The sequence below is a fragment of the Microbispora rosea genome (genome assembly GCF_900156315.1).
GTDB classification, from domain to species: domain Bacteria; phylum Actinomycetota; class Actinomycetes; order Streptosporangiales; family Streptosporangiaceae; genus Microbispora; species Microbispora rosea.
The window spans coordinates 31,601-46,011 of sequence record NZ_FTNI01000001.1; the positions used below are offsets into that span (position 1 = coordinate 31,601).

Sequence of the window (14,411 nt, forward strand, 5' to 3'; positions counted from 1 at the left end):
AAATACTGGTCTAAACGATCTACCGCGTGCACAATCCGTACACAAGAGCAGCCAGCGAGCAACCACACAAGATCAAATTCTCGACCCAAGGCCCAGGAGAACCGAGAAACCCCAGGTCGGATGGGGTGTGACGGAGTAGGGCGGGTGGGACTTGAACCCACGACCCACGGATTATGAGTGGAATTGATCTTGTCGGGGGAGTGGGCTCCTGACCTGCGCCTCGCCGCGACTTCGATCACGCTCTAGAGGCGGCGTTCCGCATATGTTCCGGATCTTGGAATGCATGGGTCGCCGTGGTCAGGTTAGAGGCCGTCCCATCCCTCCCAGCCCCACCAGGGACCGGTGAATTGGGTGTAGTCGTTGTCGTAGCCATCATCAGACGGCGCGCGACCGCCCGGAAGCCATGCGAATCCCATCCGGTCCATCATGCCGATGTCCTTCACCACAAGCAGGGCGCCGCCCTCGACGCGCTCACTGTGGCAGACGTAATAGAGCCCGAGCATGCGGCACCCGGGGCCGGGTGGGACGCCTGCGGCGATCGCCTTGGCGTAGGCCTGCATGCTGGGCTCGGAGAGCGTGAACCGCACCCACAGCGGACCGTCTACCGCAAGTGCTCCCACCATGGAGACAAAGAGGAGGGGTGCAAGCGCCCAACGGAGCGAGTGCCGACGTACAGCCGCCCACTCTGATCGGGCTGCGAGGGACAAGCGGATGAGCCAGTACAGGCCCAGCACGACCCAGGTAGGGAACATCAGGAACACGATCTCGTAATACCAAGTGGTCGTGCTGGCCCCGTAGAAACTGATCAGTATCGCTACGGCGAGGACCACGAAGTACAACCCCGAGGGCGGCCGTGCCCGCCACTTGACCGTGTTCACGTGTAAAGGATCTAGGTCATTCCTGGGGATGGCAAGACGTGGTCGAAGCGCTGCCTTGCAGGGTGCCCGGCGGCGCAAGCGGGTTCCTAAAAGTTCAAGATCCAGGGCCGGGAACCTGTCTCTGACATGAACCTGGGTCGTGAGAGCGGGTGGCGGGAAATTAACGCGCTGTCAGCTTGAGAATTGCATGGATCACGGCCGGAATGGGCGCCGACCTGGGCACGGAACCGGTCATGAGTGACCGTGGTTGACCCCTCGTCACCCTATCTAATGGCCCGCTAATGGCCCGGGAATTAGTCGTCTGAGTAGTTGGCCCAAGGTGCTGGAGGCATGAGGGCAAGGGCCGCCCGAGCGAGGATTCTCAGGCGCTCCCAAGTGGGATGGCATTGCAGTCCTTCGGCGCTCCAGGGCTCGTCGCCCTCCTCGGTGAGGTCGTTAGTTAGACGGTTGATCTGGTCGAGGTAGCCCGCCACCTCGTCACTAATCCACCCGGCCTCCCGCGACTGCCACGAAGGTTGGTATGCCTCGTCGAAATCGAGGGCCAGCTCGTCTGGGCACAGCACCGACCCGAGCCACTCGATCTGGTCGGAGGCTGGCAGCGCTAGATGAGTCAGGGCCTCGCGTAAGAGCCTCCAGTTGCCCCGGGCAAGAGCATCGTGCTCGTCTGCGTGCCGCACAGTGTCATCCTGCCGCATGCGCACCCCGCTTGACTGATCACCCCGTCTGCCGTCGACCCGCCCGAAGGGGAAGCGGGCCAAGGCCGCCGGGTCCAGGTGGAGCGCCCAACTGGACGAACGACCTGGACCCGGCGGCCTTGGTCTGCTCGGCTTGTCCCGGGTCCATGGCGGGCGGGGTGATCAGGCCCCTACCTCAGCCATCTACGGACAGAGACGATGCGCGAGCCTGGGCGATCACCCCGGAGCCGGAGAGCCCTCGCCGAAGGCGTCAGCCGTTCCATGTGACTGCGATTCAGGAGGGTTGAGCCCACGGGCCTTGAGTGCCTCACGCGCCTTCTGGAGGCACTCCACCGCAGAGCGTGCGTCTACCCGGACCCACCACTTCTCCTCGTCTTCGCCGCCAACGGCGTGGAAGGTCCAAGGGCGAGTGCCGCCCCGCTCAGCATCCACCCTGAGAAAGGCGTTGACGTCACGCTCTAGTAGCCATTCCAGCAGGGTGATTACGTCCACCGGGGCAACCTACAGCTACGTGGTGCCTCGCTGGAGCTGGCTAAGACGAGGGAGAGGTATGACGCTGGCCCGAGCCGCCGGCGGCCGGGACCGGCCCCCAGGCCGCATGCCCGGCCGCCGAGCGGGCGCGGGGCCGCGAGGCGGCGCGGAGCGCCGCCCTTGATGAACTCGGCGTGTCCGCCCGGACCTTCTACCGGTGGCGGGAGATCGGTAGGGCACCCGAGGGCTTCAAGCTCCCGAACGGGGAGATCCGCATTTACCGCAGTGAGTTCACCACCTGGCTTGAGTCGCTGCGGGAGGTGGCGTGACCTCCTCCTACAAGGTCAAGTTCTGGGAGATTCGCATCAACACCCGCGCCCAGGGGGAGGGCAAGAAGCCCCGCATCGTCTCCCACACTGTGCGGTGGACCGTCGGCCCGTGCGAGAAGTCCGCGACCTTCAAGACCAAGGGCCTCGCCGAGAGCTTCCTCTCGGACCTACGGCAGGCGGCGAAGAAGGGGGAGCCGTTCGACCTGGAGAGCGGCCTCCCGGCCTCGATGACGAAGGCGAAGGAGGTGCGCACCTGGTACGCCTTCGCGGTCGACTACGTTCACGCCTGGTGGCCTCACGCGGCGGCCAAGTCACGGGAGGGTATGACGGACGCTCTGACGAGCGTCACGCTCGTGCTCACCAAGGAGCATCCCGGCCGTCCTGACGACGAGGTCCTTCGCCGAGCCCTGCGGCACTTCGCGTTCTTGCCGGTAGAGCGTCGCCCGGCTCTCACACAGGAGGTCACGGCGGCCCTGCGTTGGTTGGAAGCGGCCTCGCTTCCCCTGACCGCCTTGGAGGACGCGAAGCACGCACGAGCGGCCCTGGAAGCCCTGGCGCTGCTCCTCGATGGCAAGGCGGCGGCCACCTCGACGTACCGGCGCAAGCGGGCCGTGTTCCATCACGCCCTGGAGTACGCGGTTGAACGGGAGGAGCTTTCGGCAAATCCGCTCCACCGGGTGAAGCTGCGCCGCACCAAGCCGGGCGGGGAGGTCGATCGGCGCTCGGTCGTCAACCCTCGTCAGGCGCGGCAACTGCTGACCGCCGTTACATATGTCGGACGGTCGCGCGGTCCGATGATGATGGCGATGTTCGCCGCGATGTACTTCGGCGGCCTGCGCCCGGGTGAGGCCGCCGGCCTCCGTGAGGAGGACTGCCACCTCCCCGAGAAGGGCTGGGGCCTGCTCACCCTGGCCAGGACCCGGCCGGAGAGCAGCAAGCGTTATACCGACTCGGGGGAGACGCACGACGAGCGCGGCCTGAAGCATCGGGAGGAGAAGGAGACGCGGCCGGTTCCCATTCCGCCGGAACTGGTGGCGATCCTGCGCGATCACATCAAGACACACGGCGTGGCCGAGGACGGCCGGCTGTTCCGCACCGCGAGCGGCAAGGCGTTCTCCGGCTCAACCGTCTCGAAGGTCTGGAAGGAGGCGCGAGGCTACGCGTTCCCTCCGGAGGCGGTCGCCTCGCCCCTGGCGGCCCGGCCGTACGACCTGCGTCACGCGGCTGTGTCCCTCTGGCTCAACGCGGGGGTCCACGCACCGGAAGCCGCGGAGCGGGCCGGGCACGGCGTCGACGTGATGCTCAGGGTCTATGCCAAGTGCATCGAGGGCCAACGTGAGATGGCCAACCGCAGGATCTTGGAAGCGCTCGCCGTATGAGGCGCTCGAACTCACCCACAGGACCCCGGGACAACTCTCGGGGTCCTTCGGCGTATGGGCATGGAATCGTTCCGCGAGGTGCCAAAATCGCCGGGCTCACCTGGGGAAACGAGGCCACGAGCATTCCGCGTATGTTCCGCGACCAGTGGCATACGGCTGCTTCCGGCGGCTGTCGGCTGCATGTCCGGACAAGCTTGATCAACCATGAAACCGCAGGTGAGGCCGCGGATGGCTGGTCGTACGTGGTAGGGCGGGTGGGACTTGAACCCACGACCCACGGATTATGAGTCCGATGCTCTGACCGGCTGAGCTACCGCCCCGCAATGGTGGAGTCTCTCACAACTTAGTGGGTGAGGGGATCGGTGGACTGAGGTGAACGGCGGCCTTCGGCCGTGGGCGTAATCGCCGCCCGATCGCCCTCCGGTGATCGCCCGCGCTGAGGCGCGGCTGCCCTCCGAGAGTCATGGGGCGTATGTCCGGGTATGTGACTGTTGAGGCGACATCGCTCCACAAGACGGCTCTGCGAAACGTGGCTCCGCAACGAATCGGGGGTGCCCCGTGGGGAGACGACTGGCGGGCGTCTGCGTGCTTCTCCTGATGTCCCTTCCAGCCTGCGGGCAGGGCGGGCGGCAGCCAGGAGCGGAACTCGGAGCGGTCGGCGACGTGCGGGAGGGCTTCACCGTCGGCCTGCTGCTCCCCGGCGAGGGACCCGACCGGCCTCTGTTCACCCGGGCCCTGGCGTCCCTCTGCCCGCGCTGCCACGTCCAGTATGCGAACGCCGCGGGCGACCAGGCCAGGCAGGGGCGGCAGATCGGCCGGATGCTGGCCGACGGCGTGCGGGTGCTGGTCCTCGGCGCGGTGGACCCGGGGGCCGCCGCTCCCTGGGTGGCCAGGGCCAAGCTGTCCGGGGCGAAGATCGTCGCGTACGACCGGCTGGCGAACGGGCCGGTGGACGCCTACGTGGCGACCGATCCGGCGCGCGTCGGGCGGGAGCAGGCGCTGGCGCTGCTCGGCGCCATGAAGGCCGCGGGTCCGGTGCTGCTCCTGAACGGCCCCGCCACAGACCCGTACGCCGCGACGGTGAAGCGGGCCATGCACGCCGTGCTCGACGGGCGGGTGACGATCGGCTGGGAACGGGACCTGACCCGGCCCGACGAGGCCGTACGCGAGGTGGCGGCGGCCGTCGCCGCGCTCGGCGGGCCCGCGAAGGTGGCGGGCGTGTGCTGCGCGAGCGACGCGGCGGCGGAGGCCGTCGCGGCCGAGATGGCGCGGACGGGGATGGCCGGGGTGCCGTTGATCGGGCACGGCGGGCGGCCCGCCGCGCTGGGGCGTGTCCAGGCCGGCACGCAGACCGCCACGGTCCGCGCCGACGTCGCGGCCCAGGCGGCGGCCGCCGCCAGGCTGGCGGTCGAGGTCGCGGGCGGCAGGACCGTGTACGGCACGGCCGTCGTGTCCAACGGGACGACGGTCTCGATCCCGGCGGTGCTGGTTGCGCCCGCCGTGGTCACGAGGGCACCGGCCCGTAAGGCCCCCGCCCCCGGCACCGCTCGCGGACAGGGCGCGCCGTCACACTGACACACGCGGGACCGAGCACGCCCCTGAGCATGGGGCAGGGCTCCTAACAGGGAAGGCCGCGGCCGCACGGGGATGCGACCGCGGCCTGGGGAGGGCGGGTTCACTCCTCTTCGTCGGAGGCGGCGGGACCGTCGGACGGGCGCAGGCGCTCCCAGAGCAGGAACGCGCCGCCGACGACGAGCATCGCGACGCCCGTCCACAGGTTGATGCGGATGCCCTCCGCCTTCTGGATCTCCTGGGCGCTGTCGAGCAGCCCGGTGACCGTGAGGATCAGTCCGTACACCAGGAACAGACCACCGATCACGCGGCGGATGTCGAAGAGCCGTTGCGGGGCGGCCATGCAAACCTCCTACAGGAAGGGCAGGTAGAACGCCGCGGCGAGGACCACAGCCCCGGCGCCGAGGATCACGGGGGAGCGGTACCAGGCGGCGTCTCCCGCCAGCGCGTCGTCGGAGACGGACGCGTCGCTCAGGCCGTAGACGAGCCCGTGCAGCTCGCTCTCCGGCTTGGGAGTGGTGGCGAGCGTGACCACGACGGAGACGATCGCGTCGACCACGAAGGCGATGCCGGCGCCCCAGAAGCTCGCGTTCAGCTCGGTGCCGAAGTCGAACACGCCCGCCTTGTAGAGGATGTACGAGGCGAAGGCGCAGACCGTGCCGCTCAGCAGGCCCCAGAAACCCGCCCAGGCGGTCATCCGCCGCCAGAACAGGCCGATGATGAACGTCGCGAACAGCGGGGCGTTGAAGAACGAGAACAGCGACTGCAGGTAGTTCATGATGTTGCCGAACCCGGCGGCGATGAACGCCGTGCCGATTCCGGCGAGGACGCCGACCACGGTGGCGATCCGGCCGAGCCGCACGTACCACTCGTCGGGGTGGTCGCCGTTGACGTGCGCCTTCCAGATGTCCTGCGTGAAGACCGTGTTGAAGCCGCTGATGTTGGCGGCCATGCCGGCCATGAACGACGCGAGCAGGCCGGTCACCGCGACGCCGAGCACACCGTTGGGCAGGAACTCGTTCATGAGCAGCGGGATCGCCTCGTTGTACGTCGGCCCGCCGTCCTTGCCGAGGTTGCCGAACAGCACCACCGCGACCAGGCCGGGGATGACGGTGACGATCGGGATCACGAGCTTCGGGTAGGCCGCGACGATCGGGGTCAGCCGCGCGGCGTTGGTGTTGCGGGCCGACAGCGCGCGCTGCACCTCGGCGAAGTTCGTGGTCCAGTAGCCGAAGGACAGCACGAAGCCGAGGCCGAAGACCAGGCCGATCCAGTTCGCGTTGAGCGGGTTGTCGGTGCCGGCGGTGTGCGCCCAGGTGTGCAGCCCGCCCTCGCCGAGCACGCTCTGCTTGACCTTCTCGCCGAGGCCGGAGAAGCCGCCGACCCGCGTCAGTCCGATGATCACCACAGGTACGAGCCCCGCGACGATCACGAAGAACTGCATGACCTCGTTGTAGATCGCCGAAGACAGGCCGCCGAGCGTGATGTACGCCAGCACGATCGCGGCCGACACGAGGATGGACAGCCACAGCGGCCAGCCGAGCATGGCGTCCATGATGAGCGCCAGCGCGTACAGGTTGATCCCGGCGATGAGGATCTGCGCGACGGCGAAGGTCCCGGCGTTGAGCAGCTGGGTCGCCCCGTTGAAGCGGCGGCGCATGAACTCCGGGACGCTGTGCACCTTGGACCGGTAGTAGAACGGCATCATCACGACGCCGAGGAACACCATGGCGGGGACCGCGCCGATCCAGTAGTAGTGCAGGGTCATCGCGCCGTACTGCGCGCCGTTCGCCGCCATGCCGAGGACCTCGGTCGCGCCGAGGTTGGCGGACATGAAGGCCAAGCCGGTGATCCAGGCGGGAAGCGCGCGGCCCGAGAGGAAGAAGTCCAGACTCGTCCGTACGGCCCGTTTGGCAGCGAAGCCGATTCCCAGCACCACGAGGAAGTACAGGGCGAGGATCACGTAGTCCAGAACGTTGACGTCGAGCCGCAGATCCTGTGCGGCCAGCAATTGGGCATCAGGCACGCGATGCCAGCTACCCGCAGGTCCCGTCGTTTCACAAACGCGCGCCCCGTATACCCAATCGTGACAAAACCGCAGGTGAAGGCGCTGCAAAGCCCGTCAGGGGACGTGTGCGGCGGAGTCCCGAGTGACGGGGGAGTGACCGGGTAGGCGAGGGAGAGCAGGAGAACACCGACGAAGGGAGGCACGTCATGGCGACCGCACCGAACCCGATCCAGCTGCAGAAACACCTGAAGGGCGTCGACTATCCGGCCGGCAAGTCGGACCTGATCCGTACGGCCCGCGACCATGGCGCGGACGACAACGTCATCGACGCGCTGGAACGCATTCCGGACCGCCAGTACGACGGCCCCAACGCGGTCAGCAAGGCGGTCACCGAGGCCCGGTGAGAAAGAGGCCCGGTGAGAAAGAGGACCGGTGAGAAACCGGTCCCGTCTCGGGCGGCCGGCTCGGGAGCGTTCCCGCGCCGGCCGCCCGCGTGACGCCGCGCGCCTTCCGGCGGGTACGGCGGGCGGATCCGGAGTCAGGACCAGACGGCGGCGATCGGCTCGGCGAGCACGGCGGCCTGGTCGATCCCCGCCGCGAAGGCCGGCCCCCACAGGGCCGGGTCGAGGACGTTCTCGCCGAACACCGCGGTGGACGCCGCGTCGGGGTGGACGACGTACGACGCGGACGCCCCCGCCTTCGTCATCTCGGCTTCGAGGACGGCCCGGGGGGTGAGGTTGCCGAGCGGTTCGAGCACCACGAGCGCGCGGGCGCCCTCCGCGAGGTCGGCGTTGGTCGCGGAGCGGACGCCTCCGTCCACGTACCTGCGGCCGTTGATCTCCACGGGCGGGAAGACCATCGGCACCGCGCAGCTCGACGCGACGGCGAGCACCAGCGGCGCGCCGGAGGTCCGGTCCCATACGACGAACTCGCCGGTGGCCGCGTCCACGCTGGTGATCAGCAGCTCGCGCTCGGGCCACTCCTTCACCGGCAGCCGCTCGCCGACCGCCGCGAGCCGATCGGCGTAGTGGTCGACCCTGGCCGCGAGGGCCATCTGGCCGACCCTGCGCCGGGCCTCCCGCCGGTCGAGGGTCGGGTCGAACATGATGGCGAACGCCTGCATCACCTCGTCCATGTGGTCGACGGCCGGAGGCGGGCCGGTGTCCACCACGGCCTGGTGCGCGATCGCCTCCTCCAGGTCGGCGCCGGTGGCCACGAGCGTGCCGACGACCGAGCCGGCCGAGGTGCCGATGATCCGGTCCGCCGTCCCCAGGTCCACGCCGAGACGGCGCAGGCCGGTGACGATCCCCGCTTCCCAGGCGATGCCGGCGACTCCTCCGCCGCCGAGCACGAGAGCAGTAGTCATAACCAGAATTATGTTCCACGCCAACGGATGCTCGGGCCGGAGTGAAACCGGTTGCAATTTGTCTGGACGCCAAACTATTGACGGCGCTTCCGCTGGTGTGTGAATCTTCCCTTCAGATTTCCATGCACGTGGGAGAAGGACGGTCAGGGTCCCCGCCTGGTCGTGCATGGCCGGTTGTCCGTGCTCGGAGGGAAACCGTCCATGCGAAGATTCGCAACCCTGCTCGTGGTCGCCGCCGTGGCCCTGGTCACGGCCGTGATCAGAATGAGCCCCGTGTCGGCCGTGGCCGCCGACCCCTACACGTTCAAGAACGTGCAGATCCTCGGGGGCGGATTCGTTCCCGGGATCGTCTTCAGCCCCGCGCAGAAGGACCTCATCTACGCGCGCACCGACATCGGCGGCGCGTACCGCTGGAACCAGTCCTCCCAGACCTGGACGCCGCTGCTCGACTGGGTGGGGCAGTCCAACTGGGGCTACAACGGCGTGGCCAGCATCGTCCCCGACCCGGTGGACGCCAACAAGGTGTACGCCGCCGTCGGCATGTACACCAACAGCTGGGACCCCAACAACGGCGCGATCCTGCGCTCGTCGAACAAGGGCGACACCTGGCAGGTGAGCCCGCTGCCGTTCAAGCTGGGCGGCAACATGCCCGGCCGCGGCATGGGCGAGCGCCTCGCGGTGGACCCGAACAAGAACAGCGTCCTCTACTTCGGCGCGCCCAGCGGCAACGGCCTGTGGCGGAGCACCGACTCCGGCGCCAGCTGGTCGAAGGTGACGAACTTCCCGAACGTCGGCAACTACGTCGCCAGCCCCGGGGACGCCTACAACGGCGACAACCAGGGCGTCGTCTGGGTGACCTTCGACAAGCGCACCGGCACGTCGGGCAACGCCACGCAGACGATCTACGTGGGCGTGGCCGACAAGAGCAACACGGTCTACCGCACCACCAACGGCGGCACCTCGTGGGAGCGGGTCGCGGGGCAGCCCACCGGCTACATCGCCCACAAGGGCGTGCTCGACACGGCCAACGGCTACCTCTACATCGCCACCAGCGACACCGGCGGCCCGTACGACGGCGCCAAGGGCGACGTGTGGCGCTATGCCACCGCCACCGGCGCCTGGACCCAGATCAGCCCGATCCCGTCCAGCAGCGGCGACGACTACTTCGGCTACAGCGGCCTGACGATCGACCGGCAGAATCCGAAGACCATCATGGTCGCCACCCAGGTCTCCTGGTGGCCCGACGCGATCTTCTTCAGGAGCACCGACAGCGGCGCGACCTGGACCCGCATCTGGGACTGGACGTCCTACCCGAACCGCAGCTTCCGCTACAAGATGGACATCTCCGCCGCTCCGTGGCTCACCTTCGGGACCAACCCCCAGCCGCCGGAGGTCACGCCCAAGCTGGGCTGGATGAACGAGTCGGTGGAGATCGACCCGTTCGACTCCGACCGGATGATGTACGGCACCGGCGCGACGATCTACGGCACCACCGACCTCACCAAGTGGGACTCGGGCGGCCAGTTCACGATCAAGCCGATGGTGAAGGGCCTGGAGGAGACCGCCGTACTCGACCTGATCAGCCCGCCGAGCGGCGCCCCGCTGGTCAGCGCGCTGGGCGACATCGGCGGCTTCCGGCACACCAACCTCGACGCCGTGCCGTCCATGATGTTCACCCAGCCCGTCTTCACCTCCACGACCTCGCTCGACTACGCCGAGACCAACCCGAGCGTGATGGTGCGGGCCGGCAACTTCACCGACTCCGACCGCCCGAACGACAGCCACGTGGCGTTCTCCACCGACGGCGGCGCGAACTGGTTCCAGGGCACCGAGCCGGGCGGGATCAACAGCGGCGGCACGGTCGCCGCGGCGGCCGACGGCAGCCGCTTCGTCTGGGCGCCCGGCGACCCCGGCATCCAGGTCGTCTACTCCGTCGGCTACGGCAACAGCTGGAGCGCCTCCAGTGGCGTCCCGGCGGGCGCGATCGTCGAGTCCGACCGCGTGAACGCGCAGAAGTTCTACGCCTTCTCCGGCGGCAAGTTCTACGTGAGCACCAACGGCGGCGCGAGCTTCAGCGCCACCGCGGCGACCGGGCTGCCCACCACCGGCGTGCACTTCAAGGCGCTGCCCGGCAAGGAGGGTGAGATCTGGCTGGCCGGCGAGGGCGGCCTGTGGCACTCCACCAACTCGGGCGCCTCGTTCACCAAGCTGTCCAACGTCAGCAGCTCGATCAACGTCGGCTTCGGCAAGGCGGCGCCCGGCAAGACCTACCAGGCCCTCTACCTGGCCGGCACCGTGGACGGCGTGCAGGGCCTGTTCCGGTCCGACGACACCGGCGCGAGCTGGGTGCGCATCAACGACGACCAGCACCAGTACGGCAACATGGGCGAGGCCCTGACCGGCGACCCGCGCATCTACGGCCGGGTCTACCTCGGCACCAACGGCCGGGGCATCATCTACGGCGACCGCACCGGCGGGTCCTCCCCGTCGCCGTCGCCGTCCGCCTCGCCGTCGAAGTCGCCGTCCCCGAGCCCGTCCGCGTCGCCCTCGGCCTCGCCGTCGCCGTCGCCGTCCCCGAGTCCGTCGGCGTCGCCCTCGCGCAGCCCGTCCCCGAGCCCGTCGCCCTCGGCGAGCCCGTCGGGCGGCAAGGGGTGCTCGGCGACGTACAAGGTGGTCAACCAGTGGCCGGGCGGCTTCCAGGGCGAGGTCACGGTGAACAACACCGGCAGCGCCTCGATCAGCGGCTGGAGCGTCAAGTGGGCCTTCGCCAACGGCCAGACGGTCAGCCAGTCCTGGAACGGCACGGTCAGCCAGTCCGGAGCGAACGTCACGGTCACCAACGTGAGCTACAACGGTTCGGTGGGCGCCGGGGCGTCCACCACGTTCGGGTTCCAGGCGAGCTGGAACGGCACCAACGCCGTCCCGTCGCCGGTGACCTGCACCGCCTCGTGAGATAGCACGACAACGGCCGTACGGATGCGCCACCTCGGCGGCGCATCCGTACGGCCTCTTGCCTGTCTCGACGAGAACGGCCTGGGTCTCCTCCGGGGTCCCGTCCCGTCCTCCGATTCATGACGCGGACACCAGAATGTCAACGTGAAGTAATGGTTCATGTACAGCGAGTCACGTGCGTATGTGGACGAGTCCATGCGTCTCGAAGAGGGTCTTTACGTGTTGGCCGCTGTCGCCGTCCCTGTCGATCGTGCCGCTGAATACCGCGCGGTCCTGCGTGGCCTCCTACTGACCAAGCAGCCGCGGCTGCACTGGCGAGACGAAGACCGGAAACGGCGCCTGGCGATCGCGCGTGCCGTCGCAGCCCTGTCGCCGACCTTGAACATCGTGATCGGCGCCGGGCTCCTGCCTGCGAAGCAGAGGCGAGTTCGGCGTAAGTGCCTGGAGCGGCTGCTGTGGCAGTTGGCGTCCAATGACATACGGCACGTGGTCATGGAACGTAGGAACGCCGCAGGCGACAAAGAGGACCTTGACTTGGTCAACGCCCTTCGCGCTCGGCAAGCGCTGCCGCACGACATGCATGTTCAGTGGGGCGATCCTCTCGCGGAGGAACTCCTCTGGCTGCCCGATGTGGTCGCGGGAATAGTCGCCAGAGCGGAGGCGGGGGATGACTCGTTGTGGCGTCTGCTGCGCGGCGAGCGCATGACCGAGCGCGTGATCTGCGAATGATCGCGCATAACCGGGAATGATCCCGAGAACGCGAAGCCCGGGTTCCCGTCAATTCCGGCGGTAAGCCCGGGCTCACTTCCTCTCCCCCTCGCAGGGGGCGGCATCTGGAAGCATACCTGGGAAGACGGCTCCGCGCATCACCGTGAGTGACGTTCGCATGACCTGACGCAATGATCGAACCGTCCGCGAGCGACCCGACCGTTCTCAGCGGAAATTCGCGTGCGCCCCGAGGGCGGCCGGGTGTTGCATGAATCCGATGATCGACGAACCGCTGGAACGACTGCGCGCCGCCGCCCGGCGCACGCGTGAACTCGCCCTCAACCGGGCGGGCACCGGCCTGGGCCACGAGGACGCCGACGACGACGTCGGCACGATCGGCACGGACGGCGCCCTCGGATTCGACCCGTTTCCCCTGCTCGAAGCCCTCCACCGCCACGGCGTCCAGGCCGTGGTGATCGGGCAGGTCGCCGGCATCATGCACGGATCCGCCGAGCTGACCGGCGATCTGGATCTGCTCTGGGACGGCGAACCGGTCCACGCCCCGGCCCTGGCGGCCGCCTTCATGTCCGTCGACGCCCGGCTCTCCGACGAAACGGGCGCCCCCATGGCGACTCATCCGGATGCTCTGCTCCGCCCTAAAGTGCAGTTCACCGCGCCCGGAGCGAGCGGCGACTGCTGCACCCCCGCGCTTCCCTGGGGCGACCTGCGTGTCCGGGAGATCCTCGGCAGGGCGGTCACGGCACACGGCCCGGGCGGCCTGGAAGTCCACTACGTGTCCCGGGAGGACCTCATCCGGATGCGGCGGGCCATGGGCCGCCCCAAGGACCTCCGGCGAGCAGCCGAGCTCGACGGTCTCGCATGAGACGAGGTGAGACAGCAGACCGATCATGGCTGACAGCGGATGCGAACTCGTCTGGGCGACCACCACACACGTGAGGACCAGTGGTTCGGGCTCTGCTGGAAGACCCGGACCCTGGTGAACCGGGCGGGCGGACGCCCGTTCGCCTGGGTAGACGACGAGATCACCGACGCCGACAGGGACTGGGTCTCCGCGCGCCATAGCGGTCGGGCTCTCCTTCACCGCGTGGAGTCATACAGGGGGCTCACCGACGAAGACTTCGCAGCCCTCGATCAATGGCTTCGAGCCTTGTGAATCACGCGGGATGCATTCGTTCGACCTGTCCGCACCGGCCCCGAAGCCAGGGCCGGAAAAGGGTTGGGCTGGGACGGCGCACAGGTGATCTATTGAAGCGGTGACGGGTGTCGGGTGAGTGGGGCGGGGCGGGATGGGACAGCCAGGCGCGGTTGGTCCGGGGGCGGTGGGTGGAGCGCCGTCCCAGGCGGCCGGAGGTGGCTGCGCGGCTGCTCATGGAGACCCGCCTGATGCCGTGGCTCGCGCGGCGGCTGCCGCTGCCCGTCCCGATCCCTCATGTCCTGCGGCAGGAGCCCTTGGTCGTACGGCATGAGATGGTCGCCGGTGAGCCGCTCGGGACTTTCGAAGCCGCGGGCGGCCGGACGCTGGGCGCGTTCCTGCGGGCCCTGCACGCGGTAGATCCCGCAGAGGCCGTACGGCGCGGTGTGCCGCCGCCGCGGGAAGTGCTGAGAGAGCGGGCGGCGACGGTGAAGGACTTCGGCGCCCGCGTCATACCGCTCCTGCCGGGCGACCGGCGAGACGTCGCTTCGGCGTTGCTGGACGCCGTGGCCGCGTTGCCCGCCCACGCTCTGGTCCATGGCGACCTGGGGCCCGAGCATGTGCTGATGTGGGACGGCACGGTGAGCGGCGTCATCGACTTCAGCGACGCGCACGTCGGTGACCCGGCGCTCGATCTGGCATGGGCGCTCCACGGCGCCCCGCCGGCGTTCGCCCGGGCCGTAGCGGCGGAGTACGGCGCCGCCCCGGAGCTCGCAGAACGGGCACTGCTGTGGCACCGGCTCGGCCCGTGGCACGAGGTCACGCACGGCCTCGACACCGGCGACCCGGACACGGCGGGCAGCGGTCTGGAGGGCATCCTCGCCCGCCTCCCGGCCTAAG

At 68.7% G+C, this 14,411-nt stretch carries 14 protein-coding genes and 1 tRNA gene; 8 read left to right on the forward strand and 7 right to left on the reverse strand.

The features are described from left to right. Positions 1-302: 302 nt before the first annotated feature. The 3 genes from BXA11_RS00175 to BXA11_RS43790 all read right to left on the reverse strand — a co-directional run bounded on the left by BXA11_RS00175 (position 303) and on the right by BXA11_RS43790 (position 2,065). Positions 303-878, reverse strand: a complete 576-nt coding sequence (locus BXA11_RS00175; RefSeq protein ID WP_076431740.1) for a hypothetical protein — start codon at positions 876-878, stop codon at positions 303-305. 293 nt (positions 879-1,171) lie between these two features. Next, the gene (locus BXA11_RS00180; RefSeq protein ID WP_143734021.1) at positions 1,172-1,555 is read right to left on the reverse strand and encodes a hypothetical protein; all 384 of its coding nucleotides are present in this window, start codon (positions 1,553-1,555) and stop codon (positions 1,172-1,174) included. Between the two features lie 234 nt (positions 1,556-1,789). After that, positions 1,790-2,065, reverse strand: a complete 276-nt coding sequence (locus tag BXA11_RS43790; protein WP_143734022.1) for a hypothetical protein — start codon at positions 2,063-2,065, stop codon at positions 1,790-1,792. Between the two features lie 173 nt (positions 2,066-2,238). Between BXA11_RS43790 and BXA11_RS44260 the strand changes: the two genes are divergently transcribed. Further along, positions 2,239-2,373 carry a helix-turn-helix transcriptional regulator gene (locus tag BXA11_RS44260; protein WP_143734023.1) on the forward strand — a complete coding sequence of 45 codons (135 nt, stop codon included), beginning with the start codon at positions 2,239-2,241 and terminating at the stop codon, positions 2,371-2,373. Beyond that, the gene (locus BXA11_RS00185; RefSeq protein ID WP_076431744.1) at positions 2,370-3,752 is read left to right on the forward strand and encodes a tyrosine-type recombinase/integrase; all 1,383 of its coding nucleotides are present in this window, start codon (positions 2,370-2,372) and stop codon (positions 3,750-3,752) included. The genes BXA11_RS44260 and BXA11_RS00185 overlap by 4 nt, the downstream gene beginning before the upstream one ends. Positions 3,753-3,995: 243 nt before the next feature. On the opposite strand, the gene BXA11_RS00190 is transcribed toward BXA11_RS00185, so the two are convergent. Then, positions 3,996-4,072 (reverse strand) — tRNA-Ile (locus BXA11_RS00190). Positions 4,073-4,310: 238 nt separating this feature from the next. Here BXA11_RS00190 and BXA11_RS00195 point away from each other — a divergent pair. After that, the gene (locus tag BXA11_RS00195) at positions 4,311-5,327 is read left to right on the forward strand and encodes a substrate-binding domain-containing protein (protein WP_143734024.1); all 1,017 of its coding nucleotides are present in this window, start codon (positions 4,311-4,313) and stop codon (positions 5,325-5,327) included. A gap of 100 nt (positions 5,328-5,427) precedes the next feature. Here the strand turns inward: BXA11_RS00195 and BXA11_RS00200 are convergent, their stop codons facing one another. Both BXA11_RS00200 and BXA11_RS00205 read right to left on the reverse strand, forming a co-directional pair. Then, complete coding sequence (locus tag BXA11_RS00200) at positions 5,428-5,667, reverse strand: hypothetical protein (protein ID WP_051761767.1); 240 nt, start codon at positions 5,665-5,667, stop codon at positions 5,428-5,430. Between the two features lie 9 nt (positions 5,668-5,676). Continuing rightward, a complete protein-coding gene (locus tag BXA11_RS00205; protein WP_239104764.1) occupies positions 5,677-7,350 on the reverse strand; it encodes a sodium:solute symporter family protein in 1,674 nt (557 codons plus the stop codon). A gap of 188 nt (positions 7,351-7,538) precedes the next feature. Here BXA11_RS00205 and BXA11_RS00210 point away from each other — a divergent pair, with 188 nt between their 5' ends. Continuing rightward, on the forward strand, positions 7,539-7,736 hold the full coding sequence (locus BXA11_RS00210; RefSeq protein WP_076431748.1) for a DUF2795 domain-containing protein: 198 nt from the start codon (positions 7,539-7,541) through the stop codon (positions 7,734-7,736). Between the two features lie 134 nt (positions 7,737-7,870). On the opposite strand, the gene BXA11_RS00215 is transcribed toward BXA11_RS00210, so the two are convergent. After that, positions 7,871-8,698 carry a patatin-like phospholipase family protein gene (locus BXA11_RS00215; protein ID WP_076431750.1) on the reverse strand — a complete coding sequence of 276 codons (828 nt, stop codon included), beginning with the start codon at positions 8,696-8,698 and terminating at the stop codon, positions 7,871-7,873. Positions 8,699-8,899: 201 nt separating this feature from the next. On the opposite strand from BXA11_RS00215, the gene BXA11_RS00220 reads away from it, so the two are divergent. The 4 genes from BXA11_RS00220 (at position 8,900) to BXA11_RS00240 (ending at position 14,410) form a co-directional block, all read left to right on the forward strand. Then, positions 8,900-11,650, forward strand: a complete 2,751-nt coding sequence (locus tag BXA11_RS00220; RefSeq protein ID WP_076431752.1) for a cellulose-binding domain-containing protein — start codon at positions 8,900-8,902, stop codon at positions 11,648-11,650. A 183-nt stretch (positions 11,651-11,833) separates the two neighbouring features. Continuing rightward, a complete protein-coding gene (locus BXA11_RS00225; protein WP_143734025.1) occupies positions 11,834-12,379 on the forward strand; it encodes a DUF3800 domain-containing protein in 546 nt (181 codons plus the stop codon). 256 nt (positions 12,380-12,635) lie between these two features. Next, positions 12,636-13,241, forward strand: coding sequence for a hypothetical protein (locus tag BXA11_RS00230; RefSeq protein WP_239104765.1), 606 nt, complete (start codon positions 12,636-12,638; stop codon positions 13,239-13,241). A gap of 398 nt (positions 13,242-13,639) precedes the next feature. After that, on the forward strand, positions 13,640-14,410 hold the full coding sequence (locus tag BXA11_RS00240; RefSeq protein ID WP_076431758.1) for a phosphotransferase: 771 nt from the start codon (positions 13,640-13,642) through the stop codon (positions 14,408-14,410). Position 14,411 lies beyond the last annotated feature (1 nt).

Excerpts from the sequence above, each read along its gene's own strand:
- BXA11_RS00210 (WP_076431748.1), top strand. The coding sequence starts at position 7,539 with ATGGCGACCGCACCGAACCCGATCCAGCTGCAGAAACACCTGAAGGGC.
- BXA11_RS00220 (WP_076431752.1), top strand. The coding sequence starts at position 8,900 with ATGCGAAGATTCGCAACCCTGCTCGTGGTCGCCGCCGTGGCCCTGGTC.
- BXA11_RS00215 (WP_076431750.1), bottom strand. The coding sequence starts at position 8,698 with ATGACTACTGCTCTCGTGCTCGGCGGCGGAGGAGTCGCCGGCATCGCC.
- BXA11_RS00200 (WP_051761767.1), bottom strand. The coding sequence starts at position 5,667 with ATGGCCGCCCCGCAACGGCTCTTCGACATCCGCCGCGTGATCGGTGGT.
- BXA11_RS00230 (WP_239104765.1), top strand. The coding sequence starts at position 12,636 with ATGATCGACGAACCGCTGGAACGACTGCGCGCCGCCGCCCGGCGCACG.